Origin of the sequence: Pseudomonas sp. PDM21, assembly GCF_014852505.2 — a bacterium.
In the GTDB taxonomy this organism is placed as follows: Bacteria; Pseudomonadota; Gammaproteobacteria; order Pseudomonadales; family Pseudomonadaceae; genus Pseudomonas.
This window is the reverse complement of sequence record NZ_CM181223.1, coordinates 5379050-5402988: the sequence shown is the minus strand read 5'-3', so window position 1 is coordinate 5402988 and position 23939 is coordinate 5379050. Positions and strand designations below refer to the sequence as shown.

26 protein-coding genes are annotated in these 23939 nt (G+C 65.8%); 13 read left to right on the top strand and 13 right to left on the bottom strand.

Translation table 11 applies throughout. From position 1 onward, the window contains the following. Positions 1-164: 164 nt before the first annotated feature. Positions 165-1124, top strand: a complete 960-nt coding sequence (locus IB275_RS24925) for a DegV family protein (RefSeq protein ID WP_081516259.1) — start codon at positions 165-167, stop codon at positions 1122-1124. A gap of 2 nt (positions 1125-1126) precedes the next feature. Here IB275_RS24925 and IB275_RS24920 read toward each other — a convergent pair whose 3' ends face one another. From IB275_RS24920 to IB275_RS24910, 3 genes are all read right to left on the bottom strand, one after another. Further along, complete coding sequence (locus tag IB275_RS24920) at positions 1127-2323, bottom strand: glycosyltransferase family 4 protein (protein ID WP_192292050.1); 1197 nt, start codon at positions 2321-2323, stop codon at positions 1127-1129. 83 nt (positions 2324-2406) lie between these two features. Then, complete coding sequence (gene cysZ, locus IB275_RS24915) at positions 2407-3147, bottom strand: sulfate transporter CysZ (RefSeq protein ID WP_192292047.1); 741 nt, start codon at positions 3145-3147, stop codon at positions 2407-2409. Between the two features lie 97 nt (positions 3148-3244). Then, entirely contained in the window at positions 3245-5176 is a 1932-nt protein-coding gene (locus tag IB275_RS24910; protein WP_192292044.1) for a sensor domain-containing diguanylate cyclase, read from the bottom strand. Between the two features lie 420 nt (positions 5177-5596). Here IB275_RS24910 and trxB point away from each other — a divergent pair, with 420 nt between their 5' ends. Beyond that, complete coding sequence (trxB, locus tag IB275_RS24905) at positions 5597-6541, top strand: thioredoxin-disulfide reductase (RefSeq protein WP_192292027.1); 945 nt, start codon at positions 5597-5599, stop codon at positions 6539-6541. 179 nt (positions 6542-6720) lie between these two features. Here the strand turns inward: trxB and IB275_RS24900 are convergent, their stop codons facing one another. From IB275_RS24900 to folM, 5 genes are all read right to left on the bottom strand, one after another. Further along, positions 6721-7059 (bottom strand): HopJ type III effector protein, encoded by a 339-nt coding sequence (locus tag IB275_RS24900; RefSeq protein ID WP_081516253.1) that lies wholly within the window; start codon positions 7057-7059, stop codon positions 6721-6723. 12 nt (positions 7060-7071) lie between these two features. Then, the gene (locus IB275_RS24895) at positions 7072-7383 is read right to left on the bottom strand and encodes a DUF1244 domain-containing protein (RefSeq protein WP_081516252.1); all 312 of its coding nucleotides are present in this window, start codon (positions 7381-7383) and stop codon (positions 7072-7074) included. A 125-nt stretch (positions 7384-7508) separates the two neighbouring features. Beyond that, positions 7509-7880, bottom strand: a complete 372-nt coding sequence (gene folX / locus IB275_RS24890; protein WP_081516251.1) for a dihydroneopterin triphosphate 2'-epimerase — start codon at positions 7878-7880, stop codon at positions 7509-7511. Position 7881: 1 nt separating this feature from the next. Beyond that, positions 7882-8442, bottom strand: coding sequence for a GTP cyclohydrolase I FolE (gene folE / locus IB275_RS24885; RefSeq protein ID WP_081516250.1), 561 nt, complete (start codon positions 8440-8442; stop codon positions 7882-7884). Between the two features lie 32 nt (positions 8443-8474). Beyond that, positions 8475-9200 (bottom strand): dihydromonapterin reductase, encoded by a 726-nt coding sequence (folM, locus tag IB275_RS24880; RefSeq protein WP_192292024.1) that lies wholly within the window; start codon positions 9198-9200, stop codon positions 8475-8477. 145 nt (positions 9201-9345) lie between these two features. Here folM and IB275_RS24875 point away from each other — a divergent pair, with 145 nt between their 5' ends. Together IB275_RS24875 and IB275_RS24870 are read left to right on the top strand one after the other, a co-directional pair. Further along, the gene (locus IB275_RS24875; protein WP_081516248.1) at positions 9346-9801 is read left to right on the top strand and encodes a flavodoxin; all 456 of its coding nucleotides are present in this window, start codon (positions 9346-9348) and stop codon (positions 9799-9801) included. Then, positions 9801-10271, top strand: a complete 471-nt coding sequence (locus IB275_RS24870) for a cupin domain-containing protein (RefSeq protein WP_192292021.1) — start codon at positions 9801-9803, stop codon at positions 10269-10271. Before IB275_RS24875 ends, IB275_RS24870 begins: the two co-directional genes overlap by 1 nt. A 146-nt stretch (positions 10272-10417) precedes the next feature. Here IB275_RS24870 and IB275_RS24865 read toward each other — a convergent pair whose 3' ends face one another. Further along, a complete protein-coding gene (locus IB275_RS24865; RefSeq protein WP_151188225.1) occupies positions 10418-11314 on the bottom strand; it encodes a LysR family transcriptional regulator in 897 nt (298 codons plus the stop codon). 113 nt (positions 11315-11427) lie between these two features. Between IB275_RS24865 and IB275_RS24860 the strand changes: the two genes are divergently transcribed. Together IB275_RS24860 and IB275_RS24855 are read left to right on the top strand one after the other, a co-directional pair. Then, positions 11428-11805, top strand: a complete 378-nt coding sequence (locus IB275_RS24860; RefSeq protein ID WP_192292018.1) for a CidA/LrgA family protein — start codon at positions 11428-11430, stop codon at positions 11803-11805. Beyond that, positions 11792-12478, top strand: a complete 687-nt coding sequence (locus tag IB275_RS24855) for an LrgB family protein (protein ID WP_192292015.1) — start codon at positions 11792-11794, stop codon at positions 12476-12478. Before IB275_RS24860 ends, IB275_RS24855 begins: the two co-directional genes overlap by 14 nt. A gap of 7 nt (positions 12479-12485) precedes the next feature. On the opposite strand, the gene IB275_RS24850 is transcribed toward IB275_RS24855, so the two are convergent. Continuing rightward, positions 12486-13199, bottom strand: coding sequence for a WbqC family protein (locus tag IB275_RS24850; protein ID WP_285886880.1), 714 nt, complete (start codon positions 13197-13199; stop codon positions 12486-12488). 421 nt (positions 13200-13620) lie between these two features. Between IB275_RS24850 and IB275_RS24845 the strand changes: the two genes are divergently transcribed. From IB275_RS24845 to IB275_RS24825, 5 genes are all read left to right on the top strand, one after another. Continuing rightward, positions 13621-14403: a class II aldolase/adducin family protein gene (locus IB275_RS24845; RefSeq protein ID WP_192292012.1), complete on the top strand. Its 783-nt coding sequence runs from the start codon at positions 13621-13623 to the stop codon at positions 14401-14403. Beyond that, positions 14403-15284 (top strand): alpha/beta fold hydrolase, encoded by an 882-nt coding sequence (locus tag IB275_RS24840; RefSeq protein WP_192292009.1) that lies wholly within the window; start codon positions 14403-14405, stop codon positions 15282-15284. Before IB275_RS24845 ends, IB275_RS24840 begins: the two co-directional genes overlap by 1 nt. Before the next feature lie 99 nt (positions 15285-15383). Then, the gene (locus IB275_RS24835; RefSeq protein WP_192292006.1) at positions 15384-15677 is read left to right on the top strand and encodes a hypothetical protein; all 294 of its coding nucleotides are present in this window, start codon (positions 15384-15386) and stop codon (positions 15675-15677) included. Positions 15678-15789: 112 nt separating this feature from the next. Next, a complete protein-coding gene (locus tag IB275_RS24830) occupies positions 15790-16701 on the top strand; it encodes an SDR family oxidoreductase (RefSeq protein ID WP_081516240.1) in 912 nt (303 codons plus the stop codon). 125 nt (positions 16702-16826) lie between these two features. Next, the gene (locus tag IB275_RS24825) at positions 16827-17594 is read left to right on the top strand and encodes a crotonase/enoyl-CoA hydratase family protein (RefSeq protein WP_192292004.1); all 768 of its coding nucleotides are present in this window, start codon (positions 16827-16829) and stop codon (positions 17592-17594) included. A 41-nt stretch (positions 17595-17635) separates the two neighbouring features. Here IB275_RS24825 and IB275_RS24820 read toward each other — a convergent pair whose 3' ends face one another. From IB275_RS24820 to IB275_RS24810, 3 genes are all read right to left on the bottom strand, one after another. Further along, entirely contained in the window at positions 17636-17983 is a 348-nt protein-coding gene (locus IB275_RS24820; protein WP_081516238.1) for a cupin domain-containing protein, read from the bottom strand. 74 nt (positions 17984-18057) lie between these two features. After that, entirely contained in the window at positions 18058-19479 is a 1422-nt protein-coding gene (locus IB275_RS24815) for an NAD(P)/FAD-dependent oxidoreductase (RefSeq protein ID WP_192292001.1), read from the bottom strand. 113 nt (positions 19480-19592) lie between these two features. Continuing rightward, a complete protein-coding gene (locus tag IB275_RS24810; protein WP_192291998.1) occupies positions 19593-20408 on the bottom strand; it encodes an AraC family transcriptional regulator in 816 nt (271 codons plus the stop codon). Positions 20409-20649: 241 nt separating this feature from the next. Here IB275_RS24810 and IB275_RS24805 point away from each other — a divergent pair, with 241 nt between their 5' ends. Both IB275_RS24805 and IB275_RS24800 read left to right on the top strand, forming a co-directional pair. Next, complete coding sequence (locus tag IB275_RS24805) at positions 20650-22443, top strand: DUF1302 domain-containing protein (RefSeq protein WP_192291995.1); 1794 nt, start codon at positions 20650-20652, stop codon at positions 22441-22443. A gap of 22 nt (positions 22444-22465) precedes the next feature. Beyond that, positions 22466-23836, top strand: a complete 1371-nt coding sequence (locus IB275_RS24800; RefSeq protein WP_081516234.1) for a DUF1329 domain-containing protein — start codon at positions 22466-22468, stop codon at positions 23834-23836. Positions 23837-23939: the final 103 nt, after the last annotated feature.

Here is a 23939-nt window from a genome sequence, read left to right as displayed (position 1 = left end):
TGGCGGGGTATTGATGGCCTGAATGGTCTGAAAGCACCGTCCTAGGCGTTTACAAATCTTTTCCGAGACCCACCTTTCCGCATGCTGACTTCCCAGTCCGAAACGGGCAGAGTATGACGGCGTTCACACAAAAATAGGCCGGGATACGGCCATAGGAGTAAGACATGCGGATCGGCTTGGTGGTCGATGCAACCTGTGACCTTCCCCCGGAATTCCTTGCTGCCAACAACATTCGCGTACTGCCCATCGGCATCCGTGTGGGCGAGCGGCGCATCGTCGATGACCGCGATCCCGATACCACCCTCAAATTCTATTCCCAGGACCTGCCCAAGGTTGGCCCGGAGGACGGCAGCGAACCGCTGACGCCGGCGCAGACCCACGACTGGTTCCTGGAGCAGTTGGTCACCGACTTCGACTACGTGATCTGCCTGACCGTGACCAGCCAGCGCAGCCCGATCTTCGAGCACGCCACCCAGGCCTCCTTCAGCCTGCTGCAGAGCTACAAAGAGCGCCGCGCCGCCGCCGGCATCGCCGGGCCGTTCGCGTTGCGGGTGATCGACAGCCAGACCGTGTTCGCCGGCCTTGCCGTGCTGGCCGCCGAAGGCGTGCGCCTGCTCGGTGAAGATCAGCATCCCAATGCCGTACGTACCCGCCTGGAACAGCTCAGCCAGCAGATGAACACCTTCCTGGTCGCCAGCGACCTGGGGCATATCCGTCGCCGGGGCTTCCAGAAGGGCGACCGCAGCAGCATCGGCGACCGCCTGCGCGGTGCCTTCCTCGGCCTGGGCTCGATGCTCGACATGAAACCGGTGCTGAGCCTGGTACAGGGCGAGGACAAGCCGGTATCGGTGTCGCCGAACTACGAGAAGTCCGCCGAGCGCCTGCTCAACTTCGCCCGTGCGCGGGTCGAGGCGGGCGAGCTGCTGGCGCCGCAGATGTGCCTGAGCTACGCCGGCGATCCTTCCGCCCTGCGCGACCTGCCCGGATTCGCGGCGCTGGAGGATGCCTGCGAGGCAAAAGGCATCCAGGTACACCTGGCGATGCTCAGCCCCACGGGTGGCATCAACCTCGGCGCGGGCGCCATGAGCCTGTCCTTCGCCGCCGAGCCCAAGCCCTTCACCTGATCCTATTTGTGGATTTCAGGGTGCCCCAGACCGCCGGGGTTCTTCCCCGGCAAGGCTGTGCGGCAGGCTGCCTGCAGATAGCCCTCGAAACGCTCGACCACCGTGTCCCACGCCTGATGGATGGCGTGGTGACGCGCATTGAGGCGCACCCGGCGCAGGCGCTCCGGGTCGCCCAGCAACCAGCTCGCTGCTTCGAAGAAGCTCTGGTCTTCCCCTGGCACGCCGAGTACGCCGTTGTGCCCGTGGCGAATGTGCTGGCCGGCGGCTGCCTGGTCGAAAGCCACCACACCCAGCCCTGACGCCAAGGCTTCCAGGACCACGTTGCCGAAGGTTTCCGACAGGCTGGGAAACAGGAACAGGTCGCCACTGGCGTAGTGCCGGGCCAGTTCTTCGCCGCGTTGCAGGCCGCAGAACACCGCTTCGGGCAATTCCTTCTGCAGCTGTGCGCGCTGTGGGCCGTCGCCGACTATCACCAGGCGCAGCTTGAGCTGCGGGTGCGCCGCGCACAGCGCGCGGAAGCTGCTGCCCAGCAGCGACAGATTCTTCTCCGCCGCCAGCCGTCCGACGTGCAGCACGGCGATGTCGCGTTCGCTCAAACCCCACTCGCGGCGCAACGATTCATCGCGCCGGGCGGGGTCGAACAGTTTGCTGTCGACACCGCGCGCTAGCTGCGCCAGGCGCTCGAAACCGCGCCGTTGCAGCTCCACGGACTGGCTGGCGCTGGGCACCAGGGTCTGCTGAGTGCGGTTGTGGAACCAGCGCAGGTACAGCGTCACCAGGCGCATCAGCGGGCCGAAGCCATAGTGCGCGCTGTACTGCTGGAAATTGGTGTGGAAGCCGCTGATCACCGGAATCCGCAGGCGCCGTGCGGCACGCAGGGCGGCGAGGCCGAGCGGGCCTTCGGTGGCGATGTAGAGCACGTCCGGGCGGGTACTGTTCCAGTGGCGCAGCAGCTTGTGCAGGCATGACTGGCCCCATTGCAGGCCGGGGTAGCCGGGCAGCGGCCAGCCCCGGGTGAGCACGAGGTCGCCATCGCTGTGACGGCCTTCATCGCCCTGCTGGCGCGGGCGCACGACCTGGATCTGGTGTCCGAGGCGCAACAGCCCCGAGGCCAACCGGCCAAGGGTGTTGGCAACGCCGTTGATTTCCGGCGGAAAGGTTTCGCTGATCAGCGCGATGCGCAGGGGAGTCGTGGTCATGCTTGCAGTGTCCCGGCGCGCGGTGGCGCGCCGATGACAGCGCGATGATCGATAGGTGACAGCGGCTCAGGCGGCGCCGGTGATTACTTCACCAGTGCCTGATCGCCGCCTTCACGCACCCAGAACAGCACCGCACCCGCCACGGCGGCGGGCATGATCACCAGGTTGACCACCGGAATCAGCAGCGCCAGGTAGGTGATGCCGCCAAAGCCCATGCACGCCCAGCGCTTGCTGCGCAGCCAGGCGAGCATCTCGTTCCAGCCCAGCTTGTGGTTGTCCGCGGGGTAGTCGATGTACTGCACGGCCATCATCCATACGCCGAAAATCAGCCACAGCGGCGCGGCAATCAGGTTCAGCCCGGGGATCAGGCTGAGGATGAACAGCGCGATGGCGCGCGGCAGGAAGTAGCCGAGCTTGCGCAGCTCGCGGCCGATGGTGCGCGGCACCATGGCCATCAGTTCGCCCCAGCTGAATTCGGGGAAGTCGTCGGTGCCTCGCACCACCACCTCGACCTTCTCCGCGAGGAAGCCGTTGAAGGGCGCGGCGATGATGTTGGCGATCATGGTGAAGGTAAAGAATACGATCAGCAGCACCAGTGCCACGAACAGCGGCCAGAGGATGAACTGCAGGAAGCTGAGCCAGTCCGGCAGGCTGGGCATCAGGGCATCGACCCAGTGGCTGAACTGGTTGATGGCGAAGCCGATCAGGCCGACGAACAGCAGGATGTTGATGCTCAGGGGCAGCAGGACGAACAGTCGCAGGCCGGGGCGCATCATCAGTTTCAGGCCTTCGCTGAGGTATTGCGGGCCGCTCAGGGTGGACATCGGATTCTCCAGGGTTGAACCGTAGGCGACCTTAGCAGACCGGGCGAACGGCCGGCGAGCCGTCTGTTTTGCCGGGTATGTGTTCGCGGGCCGGCGCTCAGGCTGCCGTGTAGCGATAGCAGCGGTTGCGTTCCTGCTTGGCCTGGTACATGGCGATGTCGGCGGCGCGGGTGAGGGCGTCGGCGTCACCGGCATCCTGCGGGTAGAAGGCGATGCCGATGCTGGGGGTGACGAAGTCGATCACCTGGCCGCCCAGGTCGTACTCGGCGCCCAGCACCGCCAGCAGGCGCAAGCCCAGGGCTTCGGCCTGATCCGGCTCGGCGTTCTCCAGCAGCACGGCGAATTCGTCGCCGCCCAGGCGGAAGGCCTGGTCCGGCTGGCGCAGGCTGCCGCGCATACGCTCGCCGACCGTGCTGAGCAGGGCATCGCCGAGGGCGTGGCCGAAGCGGTCGTTGACCTGCTTGAAGCGGTCCAGGTCGATGTACAGCAACGCGACCCGGTTGCTGTGCACGACGGCCTGCTGCAACTGTTCGTTGAACGCCTTGCGGTTGCCCAGCTCGGTGAGGGTGTCGCGGTAGGCCAGGTCGATCAACTGCTTCTGGTAGGCGACCTGGTCGCTGATGTCGCGCAGGATGCCGCGGAATCCCTGGAACTCGCCCTGGCCGTCGCGGATCGCCGAGAGCCGCGTCTCGCAGCTCACCAGCCGGCCGTCGCGGCGCTTGAAGGGCGCGGAGAAGGTAGTTTCCTGCTCGTCGTCGCGGGCCTGCTGGTAGAGGCTGCGAGCGCGGAGCAGGTCCTGCTCCTGCAGCAGGATGCTGAAGTGCTGGCCGCTGAGCTGCTCGGCGTCATAGCCGAGCATTCGGCACAGCGCCGGGTTGAGCGTGCGGATGATGCCCTGGGTGTCCATCTCGAAGTAGCCGTCGCGGATCGCGTCGAGGATCGCCCGGTCGCGCGCTTCACTCTGTTCCAGGCGGTCGAGGGTGCGGTTCATCTCGTTCGCCAGTTGGCCCAGTTCGTCCGTGCCCTGGGGGCTCAGGCGCGAGGGCGTGTCGTCCTGGCCGATGACCGCGACCTCGCGGTTCATGCTGGTGACGCGGCGGATGATGCGGAATTCCAGTGCCACGTAGGCCAGCAGGATGGCGCCGCCGAGCAGTGCCAGCGTCAGGTAGAGGAACAGCCGCACGGACTGCTGGCCCTGCTGGTAAAGCGGCCGCGGGCTGGTGAGCTCCAGGCGCAGTTGCGGCTTGCCGAGGGAGTCGAGGTAGAGCAGGGACATCTGCTGGCTGTTCTCGTCCAGCAGGCGTCGCGGGCTGAGCAGGGTGGCGCCGCGCCCTGTAGGGATGTTCAGGGTACGCCAGTCGTTGCCTTTCACCTCGTCCTGCACCAGGCGCAGGGTCGCGCCCATCTGGGTCTGCAGGTTGGACATGCGCGCATTGTCGAGCAGCACGCCGGCGATGACCGCGCCGGCCGGCTCGGCGGTGCCGGAGGTGTTGCTGATCGGGTAGCTGAGCAACAGCTGCGGGATGCCCTCTACCTGCAGCAACTGGTCGAGGCTGTGACGTGGGTCGCCGTCGATGTGCAGCGCGCCCAGGCGCAGCGCGGTGCTGAGAATGCTCTGGCGCAACTGGGCGGGGGCCGGTACCTGCTGGCCGGGGAAGCGCTGGGCCAGTTCGTCGAGCTTCCACTGCTGGGCGAGAATGCGCCCGTCGCGGTCGACGTAGAGCACGTAGTCGAAGCCGAGGATGCCGAGCAGGTCCTGATCCAGGTTGTCCTCGACGAAGCGTGTCTGCGGCAGGCGCATGAACTGGTAGCTGGCGTCCCACCAGGCATAGCTGTGGACGATATCGAGGTTGCGCTGCTTCTCGTAGGCGATGCGGTTGTGGACGATTCGCACCTCGTCGGCCAGGCGCTGGCGGTCCCCGCGGTCGAAGCGGTCGAGCAGGATCAAGTCCGACAGCAGCCAGACCCCGGCAAGGCTCGCGATGAACAGGGGCAGGCACAGCCATAGCAGGCGGGCGCGAAGGTTCATGGTGATACGGGTGACCTTTGGTTTCTTGAGTCTAGCCATCCAGGCAATGGGTGCCCGCTGCATAGGGGCAGCCTATGGAGGGCATTGATATTGGACATTTCAGCAGGACGCAGCGGCGGCGGTAAGCTGCGCGCCATCTGCTATCGAACAAGTTCGAGGGTCGATCCGCCGCTCCCTGACTTATCTCAAGGCGTTCGGGGCGACTGCGGAAATCCCTGACTTATCTCAAGGGATTCCCAGCGTTCTGCAGGACAATGCGAATTGTGACTTGGGTCACACCGCATTGCCCACGGTCTCCGGGCCATGCGGATCGCGCAAGAAACTTTTACGTGGAGCTGCCGCCCTCCCAACCTTCCCCCTGGTGCTTTGGCAGCTCCCTTTTCTTTGCCCGACTCATTCACCTGTGCACTGGAGGCTGTCATGTCCGATCGTCATGCGCGCGTCATCATTCTGGGTTCCGGGCCCGCCGGCTACAGCGCCGCGGTCTATGCCGCCCGTGCCAACCTCAAGCCGCTGCTGATCACCGGTATGCAGGCCGGCGGCCAGCTGACCACCACCACCGAGGTCGACAACTGGCCGGGCGACCCCCATGGCCTGACCGGCCCGGCGTTGATGCAGCGCATGCAGGAGCACGCCGAGCGCTTCGAGACCGAGATCGTCTTCGATCACATCCACGGCGTGGACCTGGCCGGCAAGCCCTTCGTGCTCAAGGGTGACAGCGGCACCTATACCGCCGATGCACTGATCATCGCCACCGGCGCCAGCGCGCGTTATCTGGGGTTGCCGTCGGAAGAGAGCTTCATGGGCAAAGGTGTGTCCGCCTGCGCCACCTGCGATGGTTTCTTTTACCGCAACCGCGAAGTGGCGGTGGTCGGCGGCGGCAACACTGCCGTGGAAGAGGCCCTGTACCTGGCCAACATCGCCAGCAAGGTGACCCTCGTGCACCGCCGCGAAAGCTTCCGCGCCGAGAAGATCCTGCAGGACAAGCTGCGTGCGCGCATCGCCGAAGGCAAGATCGAACTGCGCCTGAATGCCCAGGTGGAGGAAGTGCTGGGCGACGACATGGGCGTCACCGGTGTGCGCCTGCGCCACAACGACGGCGAGGATTCCGAACTGAAAGTGGATGGCCTGTTCGTCGCCATCGGCCACACGCCCAACACCTCGCTGTTCGAAGGCCAGCTTGCGCTGAAGGACGGCTACCTGGTGGTGAGCGGCAGCCGCGATGGCAATGCCACCGCGACCAGTATTCCCGGTGTCTTTGCTGCCGGCGACGTGGCTGACCACGTCTACCGCCAGGCGATCACCTCCGCCGGCGCCGGCTGCATGGCCGCGCTGGATGTGGAGCGTTACCTGGATTCCCTGTAACGGCCCGAAGAGCCGGCGTGCAGGAAGGGGCCCCGCTTGCGGGGCCTTTTTCTTGCCCACTCGGCGAGGTGGGCATTCTTCGTAGGGTGGATAAGGCGTCAGCGTTATCCGCCGTCGAGCATGATGCTCCATAAAAAAGCCCCGCTGATGCGGGGCTTTTTTTATGGAGCCGGATAACCTCAGCCGCGGCGCGACAGCGGCTGGCGCTCGAAGTTGACGCCGGCCAGGCCAGTGGTCTGCAGCGCACGGATGTTGGCGTGGTCGGTGCCTTCGGGATGCTCGCGCACGGCGCGGTAGTGCTCGCCGAATGCCAGCAGCGACTCTTCCTGGCTCAAACCTTCGAGGATCGCGAAACCCAGGGTCTTGCAGGAGCCTTCGTTCTGCCCGGCGGGGTTTTCCACGCTGCCGTTGGTGAAGGCGCTGGGGGTGTAGCTGTAGTGCTCGGCGATGTACGCCAGGGTATCGGTGAACAGGTGCTGTTCGCTGCGCAGGCGCGAGCGGAAATCAGTGAGGGTCATCAAGGCAAACTCTTAGTGTTTCTTCGCGTGGTCGAAGGCCGCCTGTTGCTCGGGCGAGGCTTCCGTCTGGTACTTGGCCTTCCATTCGGCGTAAGGCATGCCGTAGATCTCTTCGCGGGCCTGATCCGGGCTGACCGGCAGGCCCATGTCGTCCGCCGCGGCCTTGTACCACTTGGACAGGCAGTTGCGGCAGAACCCGGCAAGATTCATCAGATCGATGTTCTGCACGTCCTTGCGGGTACGCAGGTGCTGCACCAGGGTGCGGAACGCGGCGGCTTCGAGTTCGGTACGCTGCTCGTCGGTCAGGTTCATCGGCTCGGTCATGGCAGGTCTCTCAACTAAGGCGCATCGGAGGCGCATGGCGGGGCTGGCGAGATTCTAAGAGGCGGGCGATCTGCCAGCAACGCCCGTTGGCCGACTGGCACGCGCGTGCAAGTGCAGAGCGCGGCTCAGCGCTGGGCGGCCAGGGCGATCGATACCGACTCGGCGAAGCGCAGTGCGTGGGGTTTGTCCACTTCCACCTCGGCGTAGTGCACCGCCGGGTTGGCCATCACCAGGTCGAGCAGTTCCTGGGTCAGGCGCTCGAGCAGGGCGAAGCGGTTTTCCTCGACGTGGGCAATGATCGCCTTGGTGATGGTGCGGTAGTTCAGCGCGTGGTCGATGTCGTTGACCTGCACCGCATCACCGGCGGGGTAGAGGATGGTGAGGTTGATCAGCACATCCTGCTTGTTGAGGATTTCCTCTTCCTTGATGCCGATGTAGGTGCGCACGCGCAGGTCCTTGACCCGGATTCGCGCCATGCCCGGCTGCAATTGCGTCATTTCACTTGCTCCGTCCGATCAGTTGCAGGAATTCCTGGCGGGTATTGGTGGACGCGCGGAAGGCGCCAAGCATCACCGAGGTGTTCATCACCGAGTTCTGCTTCTCCACCCCGCGCATCATCATGCACATGTGCTGCGCCTCGATCACCACCGCCACGCCGGCGGCGCTGGTGACCTGCTGGACCGCCTCGGCGATCTGCCGGGTCAGGCTTTCCTGGATCTGCAGGCGCCGCGCGAACATGTCGACGATGCGCGCGACCTTCGACAGGCCCAGCACCTTGCCGGTGGGAATGTACGCCACATGGGCCTTGCCGATGAAGGGCAGCAGGTGATGTTCGCACAGCGAGTAGAGCTCGATGTCCTTCACGATCACCATTTCGTCATTGTCCGAGGCGAACAGCGCGCCGTTGACGATCTCGTCCAGCGTCTGCCCGTAGCCGTGGCAGAGGTACTGCATGGCCTTGGCCGCGCGCTTGGGGGTGTCCAGCAGGCCTTCTCGGGTCGGGTCTTCGCCGATCCCCTGGAGAATCTCACGGTAGTGGTGAGACAGGTCTTCGATCATGGTGGGAGTTCCTCGCGCCCGCGCCGGGCGGGTCATTTGAGGTGCCGGCCGCCGTTGACGGTCAGGGTAGTGCCGGTCACGTAGGGACTGTCGAGCAGGTAGCGCACGCTCTGGTAGATCACGTCCGGGCCGGGCTCGATGCCCATGGCGGATTTCGCCAGGGTGCGGGCGCGGTAGGCGTCGTCGTCGCCTTCGTTGAACAGGATCAGTGCCGGCGCGATGCCGTTGACCTTGATGCGCGGCGCGAGGCTCGCGGCGAAGGACAGGGTGAGGTTGTCCAGGCCGGCCTTGCTGGCGCAGTAGGCGATGCGGTTGGCGCTGCCCTTGCGGGCGACGTCGTCGGAGAGATGGATGATGTCCGCCGGGGCGCCGCGCTCGGCGGCGTCGCGCTCGAGCAGGGGCGTGCAGCGCAGGTTGATCAGGTAGGGCGCGAGCATGTGCAGGCGGAACAGCGATTCGAAGGCCTGGGCTTCCTCGCCGGGGGTGTCGCCGATCCACGCCGAGGCGTTGTGGATGATCGCGCGCAGCCGGTCGGTGCGGGACCTCAGTTCGTCGACGAAGGCCAGGATGCCGGTTTCATCGGCCAGTTCGGCGTGCAGGCAGGTGGCGCCCAGTTCGCGCAATTCGGCGATGCCGGGCTTGTCCTGGCGATGGGTCACGATGACCGGCTGGCCTTCGAGCAGCAGGCGTTTCGCGCAGTGCAGGCCGATGCGCTGGCTGGCGCCGGTGATCAGGATGGGGGCTGGGGTCTGGCCCATGCGCGCCTCGCGAAAATCCACTTCAGGGAGCGCCGCGGCGGACAATGTCCTAGCGGCCGGGTAGGGCAAAACTATACCAGCCCCGGCGCGGTGCGGCACGGATGGGGCATAATGGGCGGCCTTGTCTTGCCTTGTGGGAGTGAACATGAAAGTCGCCATCGTGTCCGGTTCGGTCTACGGCACCGCCGAAGAAGTCGCGCGCCACGCCAAGCGCCTGCTCGAAGCCGCCGGCTTCGAAGCCTGGTATGACCCGCGTGCCACCCTGGACGCCATGCTCGAGTTCGCTCCCGAGGCCTTCCTGGTAGTGACCGCCACCACCGGCATGGGCGACCTGCCGGACAGCTTCCAGCCCCTGTTCCATGCCATCCGCGACCGCCTGCCGGGAGAGTGGCGCGGTCGTCCGGGCGCCGTGCTGGCGCTGGGCGATTCCAGCTACGGCGATACCTACTGCGGTGGCGGCGAGCAGGTGCGCGAGCTGTACGCCGAGCTGGGCGTGCAGGAAGTGGTGCCGATGCTGCGCCTGGACGGCAGCGAGACGGTGGACCAGGAGACCGACTCCGAGCCGTGGCTGGCTGATTTCATCGCCGCGCTGAAGGCCTGATGCATCCCCGCGCCCGCTACCTGATCGACACCCTGCAGCTTGCCCCGCACCCCGAGGGCGGCTTCTATCGCCGGGTGTTCGAATCGAGACTGGTGGGCGCCGATGGCCGGCCGCAGTCGTCGGCCATCCTTTTCCTCCTGCCCGCCGGCACCGTCAGCCGCTGGCACCGCGTGGACGCCGACGAGCTCTGGCACTTTCACGAGGGCAGCGCGCTGGAGCTGCTGGTCGCCGAACGGCCGGATGCCGAGGTGCGCCGCGAGGTCCTCGGCCCGGTGGGCGAGGACAGCCTGCCGCAACGTGCCGTGCCGGCCCACGCCTGGCAGGCTGCACGTTGCCTGGGGGATTACGTGCTGGTGGGCTGCACCGTGTCGCCGGCTTTCGAATTCGCCGGCTTCCGGCTGCTGGCGGATGACAGAGAGGCGCAGCTGCAGTGGCCGCGGCTCGTCAGCGAGTTTCCTGTGCTGCTCTGAAAGGCTTCGTGCCGAGCTCTGGTAGGGCGAATAACGCGCCAGCGTTGTCCGCCGCCAAGTTGCCGTCGGATAACCCGTTCCGGGATATGCGCCCTACGATCTTGGTGGAATCGAGGGACGCCTGGCCCTTGCTCGCGAGCCTTGCTTCACTCCGCACCTTCTGGATGCAGCGGCATTTCCACCATCAGCGCCAGCCAGGCCTTCGCGGCATTCGACAGATAGGCGTCGCGCCGCCAGATGAAGCTGATGTCCCAGCGCAGGTCCGGCTGGCTCAGCAGCACGCGGACCAGTCCCGGCCGCTCCAGGTCCTTTGCCACCACCCGCGGCAGCAGCACCGCGCCTTGGCCGGCGGCGACCAGCGCGCCGAGGAAATCCGCCTGGCCGCTGCGGCCGCCTTCCTTCGGCTCGAAACCGGCCTCGCGGCAGGCGCGCAGCAGGCGGTCGTTGAGGGTGAAGCTCTGCTGGTAGAGCAGGAACGGCGTGTCCGAGAGTTCCGCCAGCTCCAGGCTGCCGCGCCCGGCCAGCGGGTGCGCGGCGGGCAGCAGAACGTCCAGCGGCTCGTTGCAGAAGGGCTGCCAGTCGAAGCCGGGGTCGTCCGGCGTGAGGCCTCCGCCCAGCTCCAGCTCGCCGCTGTGGACCATCTCTTCCATGGTCTTGCTGCCGCCCTCGATCAGGTGCACGTCGATGTTCGGGTAGCGCCGCCTGTATTCGGCGAAGCGCCCGGCGAACAGCGCATCCGCGCCCAGCAGCGGCAGGCCCAGGCGCAGTTCGCCGCGGTGCAGCTGGGTAAGGTCGTCCAGTTCGGTATGCAGCTCGCGGCGCAGGCGCAGCATGTCCTCGGCGCGGCGTAGCACCACCTCGCCCGCGGCGGTCAGGCGAATATGCGGGCCGCTGCGCTCCAGCAGCTGCACGCGCAGGCTCTGCTCCAGCTGCGCGACCTGCTTGCTCACTGCCGACTGGCTGGCGTTCAGGTACACCGCCGCCTGGGTGAAACTACCGTGGCGCACGACTTCGGCGAAGGTGCGCAGTTGCTTGAATTCCATTATGGAATGGCTCCGATTCGATCTATTCGCTTTGGGGATGATAGGCGTGGGAGTAGGCTTTGCGCCATTCCCAACCGATTCCCTCACCCGCCTAACGCATCGAGATCGCCGCCATGTTCCGCCGTGCCGCCCGCCTGACTTTCGAACTCGCCGTCCTCGCCGCCTTCTGGTGGGTGGGCGGCTGGATCGCCACCCTCACCGGGCTGCCGGTGCCGGGTAGCGTCGTCGGGCTGGCGCTGCTGCTGGTGCTGTTCGCCTGCGGGGTGATCCGCCCGGCCCTGCTGCAGGGCGGCGCCGGCCTGCTGCTGGCGGAGATGCTGCTGTTCTTCATCCCTGCGCTGATGAGCCTGCTCGACTATGGCCCGCTGCTGCGCAGCGAAGGCTGGAAGATTCTGCTGGTGATCACTGCCAGCACCGTACTGGTGATGCTCTCCACCGCCCTGGCGGTGGAGTGGATGTGCCGCTGGAGATCGCGCCATGAGCCTCGATAAGCAAGCCCTGTTCTGGTTGGCCGTGACCCTGGGCGGTTACCTGCTCAGCCGTACCCTCTACCGCCGGTTCCAGCAGTACTGGCTCTCGCCCATCGTCTTCGTGCCGGTGCTGCTGTTCGCCCTGGCGATCCCGTTGCAGGCCCGCTACGCCGACTACGCCCGTGACACCAGCTGGCTGGTGGCGCTGCTCGGCCCGGCCACTGTGGCCTTCGCCATCCCGATCTGGCAGCAGCGCGCCTTGCTCGCCCGCCACTGGCCGGCGCTGCTGACCGGCATGCTGGCCGGTTCGGGCATGGCCATCGGCAGCTCCTGGGCGCTGGCCCACGCGCTGGCGCTGGACGGCCAGGTGACCTTGTCGCTGATCCCGCGCTCGATCACCACCCCGTTCGCCATGGAAATGTCCCATGACCTGGGCGGCGTGCCGGCGCTGACGGCGGCCTTCGTGATGATCACCGGGGTATTCGGCGCCCTGATCGGCGGCGTGCTGATGAAGATGCTGCCACTGCGCTCCGCCCTGGCCCGTGGCGCACTGCTGGGTGTCGGCGCCCATGGGGCGGGGACCAGCCGGGCCTACGAGTTCGGTGGTGAAGAGGGTTCGGCGGCCGGCCTGCTGATGGTCCTGACCGGGCTGTTCAACCTGCTGCTGGCGCCGGTTCTGGTCTGGTGCCTGTAACGGGCATTCAGCTCAGCTCATAGGCATCGAGCATCTGTGAGGTATCGGCGGGGGAGTTGAACATCATCACGTCGATGATCGACAAGCCCGCCTCGAAGGTCGGGCGCTTCTGTTCATAGGGCGTGAGCTTCGGCTCCTGGAAGCGCAGCGTCAGCCCGGCGGCCTCGTACTTTCCACGGTCGAAGAAGCTCTGCCCGCCCGGCGGATTCCAGTACTCCTCCACGCCGCCCAGTGCCTTGCAGATGTTCAGCGCCCATTCGTCCGGCGCGGTGGGCCGCTCCATAGGCAGTTCCATGTGCGACAGCACCGGCATCTTCCGGGGGAAGCCGAGGTAGGCGCAGGTGGCCTCCAGGGTGGTCTTGTTCACCGAGACGATGTCCTCGAACGGATGGTCCAGGGACGCGGCGATCATTTCCCGCACGTCGCGGTAATAGGGCGCGACCTTGCGGTACACGTCCAGCTGGGAGAACAGGCTGCGCCGCCAGTCCTGGCGGTTGTCCAGGCGCACGTCCTTGATCAGCGTCTGGCGGTGGTGCTTGACCCGCGGCACGCGGATGTACGACCAGCCGGCCTGGTGATTGAGGATGCGGTTGCGCTCGATCCAGCCGTGGTGGATGTACTGCACGGTATCGAACAGGACGAACAGGTCGGTGTGCTTGATCAGGCTGAAGTAGCCCAGGTACGGAAAGAAGTAGGGCTGCATGATGGCGGTTCGTTTCACGTCGGCTGCCTCGTTGGCCGAACTGGAGTCTCCTCCCGACTCCCGGGTACTACTGAGGAATGTTGCGAAAGATATTGCGAAATGTTTCCAGATGACTCGGAGACGTCGCAAAGGACGCCGGGGCAGGGATGGAAATCGGGCACGCTTCCGCCAGCCCTGACGTGCGAGCTGGCTGCCGCACTGTCTGGATAGCGCTTTCGGAGGGAGTCGCCGGGCGCCGGGTCGATCAGGCGCCGCTGGTAGCGACTACCGCCACTATAGGTGGGCAAACCGCTGACGCAAGCTGAGTTATCCGCCTGCGCTTATAGGGGAACATTCGCCAGACGCTGCCAGATGAAACTGTCAGTTCCGTGACAGTCGCCAGGTTGCCGCGCTGACTAGACTGCGCCATCGAACAACAACAACGAAGAGGCTACCGACCATGCACGCCGCTCATCCGCTGCCCACCGTGAACGTCAAGGACCAGGTCTCCGCCGCCGAGTGGCAGACCCGCGTCGACCTCGCCGCCTGTTACCGGCTGATTGCCCTGCAGGGTTGGGACGACCTGATCTTCACCCACATCTCGGCCAAGGTCCCCGGCACCGAGGACTTCCTGATCAACCCCTACGGCATGATGTTCCACGAGATCACGGCGTCGAGCCTGGTGAAAGTGGACGCCTCGGGCAAGAAGCTGATGGACAGCCCCTATGACATCAACCCGGCGGGCTACACCATCCACAGCGCGATCCACGACGTGCGCCACGACGTCGAGTGCGTGCTGCACACCCACACCGCCGCCGGCATCGCCGTCTCCGCGCAGAAGCAGGGCCTGCTGCCGATTTCCCAGCAGTCGCTGTTCGTCCTCTCCAGCCTGGCCTACCACGGCTACGAGGGCGTGGCGCTGAACCATGACGAGAAGGCGCGCCTGCAGGCGGACCTGGGTGAAGCCAACTTCATGATCCTGCCCAACCACGGCCTGCTGACCTGCTCGGGCACCATCGCCGACACCTTCCTGATGATGTTCACCCTGCAGCGCGCCTGCGAGATCCAGGTGCTGGCCCAGGGCGGCGGCGCCGAACTGATCCTGATCCCGCAGCCGATCCTCGATGGCGCCCGCGCCATGGCTGCCGCCGTGACCAAGAGCAAGCAGGGCATGGGCGGCGCGCTGGCGTGGCCGGCGCTGCTGCGCAAGCTGGACTTGCAGAACCCCGGCTACCGCGACTGATGGCGCTGGCCGGCATCGCCCTGCGCGACTGGCGCGCGCGGGGCAGTGACTTCACCTTCCGTGGCCACGCAGTACGTTACTGGAGCGCCGGCAGCGGCGCTCCGTTGCTGCTGGTCCACGGTTTCCCCACCGCATCCTGGGACTGGCACTACCTCTGGCAACCGCTGGCCGAGCGCTACCGGCTGATCGCCTGCGATATGCTCGGCTTTGGCGATTCCGCCAAACCCAGGGGCCACGACTACCGCATTCTCGAACAGGCCGACCTGCAACAGGCGCTGCTGGAGCACCTGGGCGTGCGCGAGCCGGTGCACCTGCTGGTGCACGACTACGGCAACAGCGTTGGCCAGGAGCTGCTCGCGCGGCACGAGGAGGGCGGTTTCGCCCTGGCCTCGCTGGCCTTCCTCAACGGCGGGCTGTTCCCGGAGACCCACCGCGCGGTGCTTTCGCAGAAGCTGCTGCTGCTCGGCCCGTTCGGTTCCCTGTTCGGCCGGCTGTTCGACCGCAAGCGCCTGGCACAGAACTTCGCCAAGGTGTTCGGCCCGCAGACCCAGCCGTCCGAAGCAGAACTGGATGCCTTCTGGGAACTAATCCGCCACAACGACGGGCCGCGCGTCATGCACCGGCTGATCCACTACATCCTCGACCGTCGCCAGCATCGCGAACGCTGGGTCGGCACTATGCAGCGCACGGTGGTGCCGCTGCGCCTGATCGACGGGCCGGAAGACCCGATCTCCGGTGCGCACATGGTGGTGCGCTACCGGGAGCTGATCCCCCAACCGGACACCGTCGAACTGCCCGGCATCGGCCACTACCCGCAGGTCGAGGCGCCGGAACAGGTGCTACAGCACTATCTGGCGTTCCGACAGGAAAGAGTGTCGTAGCTACGGACCGATCTGGGCGAAGATTCGGAACTGACTGATAGATTGGCCCTGCGTGGCAGCGGTAGCTTCCCCGGCTTTGTCCAGCCGGAGGTCGCTGCCATGCCACTCAGATCCGTCATTCCCGTCCGCCAGCCGCAAGGGTCGCTGCTGTACCGGGCGCTGCTGCACCTGCGCCGTGACTTCGTCTTCGTCGCCATTCCGGTGCTGCTGGTACTGGGCGGAATCTGCGCGGCCGGCGGCTATTACGCCTGGCTTACCCAGGACTGGGTGCCCGCTGCCTTCGGCGCGCTGGCGCTGCTGCCGGCCTTCGGCCTGCTGCTGTTCTGGAGCGAGTACGACTGGTGGCTGTTCAAGCTCGGCCCGCGCTCGGAGCTGAACCTGCCGATGCGCTGACCGATCATCCCCTGGCCTTATCGAGCACCATTCAGCCTGGGTCGTCTTGGTTGTGACCGGATCGTGACTGCCGGACACTCGACGAAAAACCATCCTGCCTGGAGCCCCAATCATGAGTGATGCCCTGCGTTTCGACGGAAAAGTCGTGATCGTTACCGGAGCCGGTGGCGGTATCGGCCGCGCCCACGCCCTGCTGTTCGCCAAGCACGGCGCCAAGGTGGTGGTGAACGACCTGGGCGGCAGCACCCATGGCGAAGGCGCCAATGCCTCGGCTGCCGACCGCGTGGTCGCGGAAATCCGCGAAGCCGGCGGAACCGCCATCGCCAACCATGACTCGGTGACCGACGGCGAGAAGATCGTCCGCCAGGCCGTCGAGGAATTCGGTCGCATCGATGTGGTGGTGAACAACGCCGGCATCCTGCGCGACAAGACCTTCCACAAGATGGAAGATGCCGACTGGGACCTGGTCTACAAGGTCCACGTCGAAGGCGCCTACAAGGTGACCCGCGCCGCGTGGCCGTTCATGCGCGAGCAGGGCTACGGCCGGGTGATCTTCACCTCGTCCACCTCCGGCATCTACGGCAACTTTGGCCAGAGCAACTACGGCATGGCCAAGCTGGGCCTCTACGGCCTGACCCGCAACCTCGCCATCGAAGGCCGCAAGAACAACATCTTCGTCAACGCCATCGCCCCCACCGGCGGCACCCGCATGACCGAAGGCCTGATTCCGCCGCAGGTGTTCGAGGCGCTCAAGCCCGAACTGGTCAGCCCGCTGGTGGTGTACCTGGGCAGCGAAGCCTGCCAGGAAACCTCCGGCCTGTTCGAAGTCGGCGGCGGCTGGATCGGCAAGGTGCGCTGGGAGCGCAGCCTGGGCGTGGGCTTTGACCCGCGCGAAGGCTTCAGCGTTGAGGACGTGGCGGCCAACTTTGCGCAGATCTGCGACTTCGAGAACGCTGCACACCCCAAGGACAACGTCGAAGCGCTGCGCGAGATGATGGCCAACCTGCAGAAATACGCCGGTTGATCCGGCCAGCCTGACCGGTGGAACGGCCAGCAGGGCTGTTCCACGGCGGCGAACGCAGTAAGGTGAAAGGGCCGGCTCAATGCCGGCCCTTTTGCTTTTCCGCTTCCAGGCCCAAGGAGTTCGCCATGAGCGTGATAATCCAGAAGAACGGACCGGTGACCACCCTGGTCATCGCCCGACCTGCGGTGCGCAACGCCGTGGACTTGCCGACCGCCCAGGCGCTGGCCGATGCCCTGCGTGACTTCGAGCAGGACGAGGAAGCCCGTGTCGCCGTGCTCACCGGCGCCGGCGGGACCTTCTGCGCGGGCGCCGATCTGGCGGCGGTGGCCGAGGATGGCGAGCGGCGCAACCGTCTGGAAATGGAAGGCGATGGGCCCATGGGGCCGAGCCGTATGCAGCTGTCCAAACCACTGATCGCCGCCATCGAGGGCTATGCCGTGGCCGGCGGGCTGGAACTGGCGCTGCTGGCGGATCTGCGGGTGATGGCCGAGGACGCGGTTTGCGGGGTGTTCTGCCGTCGCTTCGGCGTGCCGCTGATCGACGGCGGCACCGTGCGCTTGCCGCGCATCGTCGGTCAGGGACGGGCGCTGGACCTGATCCTCACCGGTCGCCCGGTGGGCGCGCAGGAGGCATTGGCCATGGGCCTGGCCAATCGCGTGGTGCCCAGCGGGCAGGCGCTGGAGTCAGCGGAGGAGCTGGCGCGGGAGATTGCCGAGTTTCCGCAACGCTGCATGCTGGCCGATCGTGACAGTGTGTTCGCGCAGTGGAACCTGTCGTTCGACGTGGCGCTGGCCAACGAATTCCAGGGCGGGATGGCGGTGATCGAAAGCGGCGAGACGGTGGACGGGGCGAAGCGTTTCGCTGGCGGGGAAGGGCGGCACGGCCGCTTCTAGAAAGAGAAAAGCGGAGGCCTTGCGCCTCCGCTTTGCTTTGATCAGTCGCGCTCGATGATCACATAGGTCTTGCGCGTGGTTTCCTGGATGTCCCAGATGCCCAGGCTGTTCTGCGGCAGCAGGAAGGCGTCGCCTGCCTGGAAGGCGATCGGCTCGCCGCCGTCCGGAGTGAAGGTGCCGCGACCGGCGATGAAGTGGCAGAACTCCTGCTCGACGATCTGGCGGCGCCAGCGGCCGGGGGTGCATTCCCAGATGCCGGTTTCCACGCGGTCGGTGCGCTCGATGGATTCCACGCGGGTTTCCGAAATCGGCTCGCCCAGGGGCACGGCAACCGGGTTGGCTTCACCGAGTTCGGCGTGCAGGGTGTTCTTCAGGTGGGTCAGTTTCATACGGGGGGCTCCAGTGGGCTTTCTATTCGGGGCTGACTGTTCGGGGGCTGACTGTTCGCAAGCAGGTCAGCGTGTCAGCCGACCTTCCAGGTCATCAGGTTTTCCATGCTGGCGGCGACTTTCTCGGCCAGGCGGCGGCGCCAGGGCGCGCTGTGGGGGTTGGCCAGCACATCGTCCTCGTGCACGAAGCTGCGGATGATGGCGTTGTAGCCCAGCCAGCGGCAGGGTTCGGGTTCCCAGCCGCGCAGGCCGTCCTGCACGCTGCGATCATTGATGACCCAGGGCTGGCGGGTGAGGGCGCTGTCCTGGCCGAGGATCAGGTCGGCGAGGGTGCGGCCGCCCAGGTTGGTGGCGCCGACGCCTTCGCCACCGTAGCCGCCCGCGAGGGCGATGCCGTTGCGGCGGTCGATCAGCATGTGCGGGTGGAAGCGCCGCGACATGCCCAGGTTGCCGCCCCAGGTGTGGGTGATGCGCACGTCCTTGAGCTGCGGGAACAGTTCGCTGAACAGGTAGCGGCGCAGGCCGACTTCATCCTCGGTCAGGCTGAAGTCGTTACGCAGCTTGCCGCCGAAGCGGTAGCCGCCGCGGGCGCCGAAGGCCAGGCGGTTGTCCGGGGTGCGCTGGCCGTAGGTGACCTGGCGGCTGAATTCGCTGAAGGCCTGGCCCTTGTCGAGGCCGATTTCGGCCCACACCGATTCGGGTAGCGGCTCGGTGGCCACCAGCAGGCTCTGTACCGGCAGTTGGTAATTGCCCAGCGGCGGCAGGTCGGCGGCGTAGCCTTCGATGGCCGGCACCACCCAGTGAGCCTTCAGCTCTCCCCGGTCGGTGCGCAGCAGGCCGGGCGCCCAGTGGGTGACGCGGCTCTTCTCGAAAATCTGCGTACCCTGGCCTTCCACCGCGCGGGCCAGGCCACGGACCAGCTTGGCCGGGTCGATGGTGGCGCAGTGCGGGGTGTGGATGGCGCCCAGCGAGCTGGGAATGCGCAGCTGCTCGTCCAGCTCGCTCTTGCTCAGCCAGCGGTAGTCGTCCTCGGTCAGGCCTTCGGCGTGCAGGTGGGCGAGGTACTCGCGCAGGCGGGCTTCCTGCTCCGGGTAGCGCGCGGCGGTGTAGAGCACGCCGGCCTTGCGGTAGTCGCAGTCGATGCCTTCGCGGTCGAGCACGCGGGCCACTTCATCGGGGATGTCGTGCAGCAGGTCGTAGGACGCGCGGCGCTGATCGGGCGACACGCCGGCGAGCAGGCGATCCTCGCCGAGCATGTTGCCCATCAGCCAGCCGCCGTTGCGGCCCGAAGCGCCGAAGCCGGCGGTCTCGGCCTCGACGATGGCGATCTTCAGCTGCGGTGCGCGCAGCTTCAGGTAATAGGCGGTCCACAGGCCGGTGTAACCGGCGCCGGCGATGGCCACATCGACGTCCAGGGTGCCCTGCAGGGACGGCCGCGGGACGAGATCATCGTCCAGCTGGTTCATCCACAGACTGATATGACGCCATGCCGACATAGACGACTCCGAAAGGAAGAAGGGGGAATGTCGGCAAGCCTAGATTTGGCGCGGGGTTCTGTCGTGCGCGCGGGTACGCGAGGATTGCTCGCGTACCCGCCGGCAGGGGCGCATCAGGCCTCCTGCTGTTCCTCGCGCAGGCGCTTGAGGTACTCGCGGGGAGACTGGCCGGTCTGTTGGCGGAAGCAGCGATAGAAGGCCGACAGCGAGTTGAAGCCGGCGGAGAAGGCCAGTTCGTCGATGCGCGAAGGCAGCGGCGGGCGCAGCTGGCTGAGCAGGTGGGTCAGGCGCGTCTGGTTGACGTACTGGTAGAAGCTCAGCCCCATCACCTGGTTGAGCAGGTAGGAAATCTGGTTGCGCGTGTAGCCGGTGGCGGTGGCTACCTGGGTCAGGTCCAGGTCCGGCGCAAGGTAAGGCTGGCTCTTGCTGAAGTAGTCTTCCAGGTCGCTGGCCAGCTGGCTGAGCTGGCGTGGCGAGAGGCCCAGGCGGCTGGTGGCCGGTCGCGGGTCGATGGCCTGCGGGCGGCTTTCACCGCCTTCGCGGACCACCGAGGCGTACTCGTTGATGCGCCAGATCAGGCCTTCGCGCACGGTGATCGCTTCGCTGGAATGGAAGGTCGCCAGGCGGCCGCTCAAGGTGACCGCGATGCGGTACTGGATGAAGGCGGTGTCGCCGTCCACGCGGATGCGGTCGATGTGGTCGAGGAACTCTTCCGGGCGACTGGGCATGGTGCCCTGCACGTAGTCGCGCAGGTCGGTATAGCCCAGTGTGCGGTTCTGGAAGAAGTCGTTGTACTGCACCTGCGGATGATACAGCGCGAGCACCGCTTCGAGGTCGCGTTGCTTCCAGCACTGGTGGTAGCGCAGCACCACCTCGCGGGTCTGCTCGGTCAGGTGACTGTCGGTCGGGCGTTGGTCGATGGCTTGCATAGGAAGCTAAGGATGCCCCAGACAGCGCTTCTCGGGTAGTGGCAAAGCACCTGTCGGGCGCAAGGCACTATCCATCGTCTCGATGATCCGTCATCGCCTGCACCAATATCGCCCGCCAGAGCCCGTTCCAGAGGGGGGATTCACTCTTTCGGGCGACACGCCAAATACCACCTTGGAGCGCTTACTCCCTGTCAGGTCGCTCAGTAGGGTAAGGCCACCTAGACACCGTCAGGAGAGCCGCATGACAACAAAAACAAGGCGCGGATTCTTCCAACCGCAACTTCTCGCCACTGCTGTCGCCCTGGGATGCGCCACCCAGGCTCAGGCAATCAACTTCAATATCGGGGAGATCGAAGGGCAGTTCGATTCCAGCCTGTCCGTGGGGGCCAGCTGGAGTACCCAGAGTCCGAAAGAGGATCTGATCGGCGCCGCCAACGGCGGCCACGGCATGACCCAGACCAACGACGACGGCCGGCTGAACTTCCGCAAGGGGCATACCTTTTCGAAGATCTTCAAGGGCATCCACGACCTGGAGCTGAAGTATGGGGACTTCGGCGTCTTCACCCGTGGCAAGTACTGGTACGACTTCCGCCTGAAGGACGAGAGCACCGAGTGGAAGCAGATTTCCGACGATGGCCGCAAGGAAGGCGCCAAGTCCTCCGGCGCCCAGTTGCTGGATGCCTTCGGTTACTACAACTACTCCATCGCCGAACTGCCAGGTACCGTGCGTCTGGGCAAGCAGGTGGTGAGCTGGGGTGAAAGCACCTTCATCGGCAACAGCATCAACACCATCAACCCCATCGACGTATCCGCCTTCCGCCGGCCCGGTTCGGAAATCAAGGAAGGCCTGATCCCGGTGAACATGGTCTACCTGTCGCAGAGCGTCACCGATGCGCTGTCCGTGGAGGGCTTCTACCAGCTGGAGTGGGACCAGACGGTGCTCGACAACTGCGGCACCTTCTTCTCCACCACCGACGTCGCCGCCGACGGTTGCAACACCAACTACAACATCCTCGATCCGGCCACCATCAATACGCTGAACTCGCCGGGCATCCACTCGCTGCTCAACTCCATGGGAGTCACCGTCACCCAGGAAGGCCTGATGGTGCCGCGTGGCGCCGACCGCGATGCCCGCGACTCCGGTCAGTGGGGCCTGGCCCTGCGCTGGCTGGGCGACGATGTGGAATACGGCGCCTATGCCATGAATTACCACAGCCGTACGCCGATCGTGAGCATGAAGAATGCCGGCAGCGCCGACATCATCAACGCGCTGCGCGTCTCGGCGCTGGCCCAGCCAATCCTGCTGGGACGTGGCAACTACTTCCTCGAATACCCCGAGGACATCCGCCTGTATGGTCTGAGCTTCTCCACCACCCTGCCCACCGGCACTGCGTGGAACGGCGAGATCAGCTACCGGCCGAACATGCCGCTGCAGCTCAACACCACCGACCTTACCCCGCTGCTCGCCACCACCGTGGCCGGTGGGTACGCCAGCGGTGGGGTCGCGGGCGCGCTGGCCCAGGCCAACCAGATCAACCATGGCTACATCCGCAAGGAAGTGACCCAGGCGCAGACTACCTTCACTCACTTCTTCGACCAGACCATGGGCGCGGACCGCGTCACCCTGGTGGGTGAAGTCGGTGTGACCTACGTCGGTGGCATGACCAACGAGGTCGGCGAGCGTTACGGCCGTGACTCGGTGTACGGCGTGCCGGAGAACGCCACTGCCGACGCCGAGTACGGCGACGGCGGCTTCTACACCTCGTCCTCCTGGGGTTACCGCGCCCGCGCGATCTGGGACTACAACAACGTTTTCGCCGGGGTGAACCTCAAGCCGAACCTGGCCTGGTCCCACGACGTGCACGGCTACGGCCCGGTCTTCAACGAAGGCAGCAAGGCCGCCAGCATTGGTCTGGATGCGGAGTACCAGAACACCTACACCGCGAGCCTGAACTACACGAACTTCTTCGGCGGCGACTACAACACCATCGTTGACCGTGACTTCGTTTCGCTCAGCTTCGGCGTGAACTTCTGACCTGCCTGCTCAAGGAATCGACATGAGAACGACAAGAATCCTCCAATGCGGCGCGCTGGCCCTGAGCCTGCTGTCCTGCGGCGTAATGGCGGCGGTGTCCGCCGACGAAGTGGCCAAGCTGGGCACCAGCCTGACGCCCATGGGCTCGCAGAAGGAAGGCAACGCCGACGGCAGCATCCCGGCCTGGACCGGCGGTATCTCCCGCACCGCCGGCAAGCTGGACGCCAAGGGCTTCCTCTCCAACCCGTTCGCCGACGAGAAGCCGCTGTTCACCATCACCGCGCAGAACGTCGACCAGTACAAGGACAAGCTCTCCGCCGGCCAGCTGGCGATGTTCAAGCGCTACCCGGATACCTACAAGATTCCGGTGTACAAGACCCACCGCACCTTCGCGCTGCCTGACGACATCTACGCCGCCATCAAGCGCAGCGCCGAGTTTGTCCAGCCGATCAACGACGGCAACGGCCTGGAGAACTTCGAGAAGAGCCGCTACTACGCCTTCCCGCTGCCCCAGAACGGTGTGCAGGCGCTGTGGAACCACCTGACCCGCTACCACGGCGGCAACATCTCCCGCTCGGTGGTGCAGGTCGTGCCGCAGACCAACGGCAGCTACACGCCGATCCGCTTCGAGGAATCGATCGCGGTGCCGCAGAACATGGGTGACCAGGATGTCAGCAAGACCGGCAACATCCTCACCTACTTCAAGCAGCAGGTAACGGCTCCGGCGCGCCTGGCCGGTAACGTCCTGCTGGTGCACGAGACCCTGGATCAGGTGAAGGAGCCGCGCCTGGCGTGGATCTACAACGCCGGCCAGCGTCGCGTGCGCCGTGCCCCGCAGGTTGCGTACGACGGCCCGGGCACCGCTTCGGATGGCCTGCGCACCTCGGACAACTACGACATGTTCTCCGGCGCCCCGGACCGTTACGACTGGAAACTGGTGGGCAAGCGCGAGATGTATATCCCGTACAACAGCTACCACCTGAACTCGCCGGAGCTCAAGTACGACGACATCGTCAAGCCGGGCCACATCAACCAGGACCTGACTCGTTACGAACTGCACCGCGTGTGGGAAGTGGTGGGCACCCTGAAGTCCGGCGAGCGCAATATCTACGGCCAGCGCCACTTCTACCTCGACGAGGACAGCTGGCAGATCGCGGTGTCCGAGCTGTATGACGGTCGCGGCCAACTGTGGCGCGTCGGCGAAGGCCACGAGATGACCTTCTACACCGAACTCGCCACCGGCTACGCCGCCGAGTCGCTGTACGACATCCTCGCCGGCCGCTACGTGACCTTCGGCCTGAACAACGAAGAGAAGCGTGGCTACCAGTTCGGCAACAAGGCCAGCATGGCCGATTTCACCCCGGCAGCACTGCGCAACACCGGCGTGCGCTGAAGCAACACTCCGCTCCTTGGCCCCGGCATCCCTCGTGGATGCCGGGTTTCTTTTTTTTCGCCGTCGGCAAGGCGTGCAGCCTCTGTTCCGGCCCGGGGGCGGC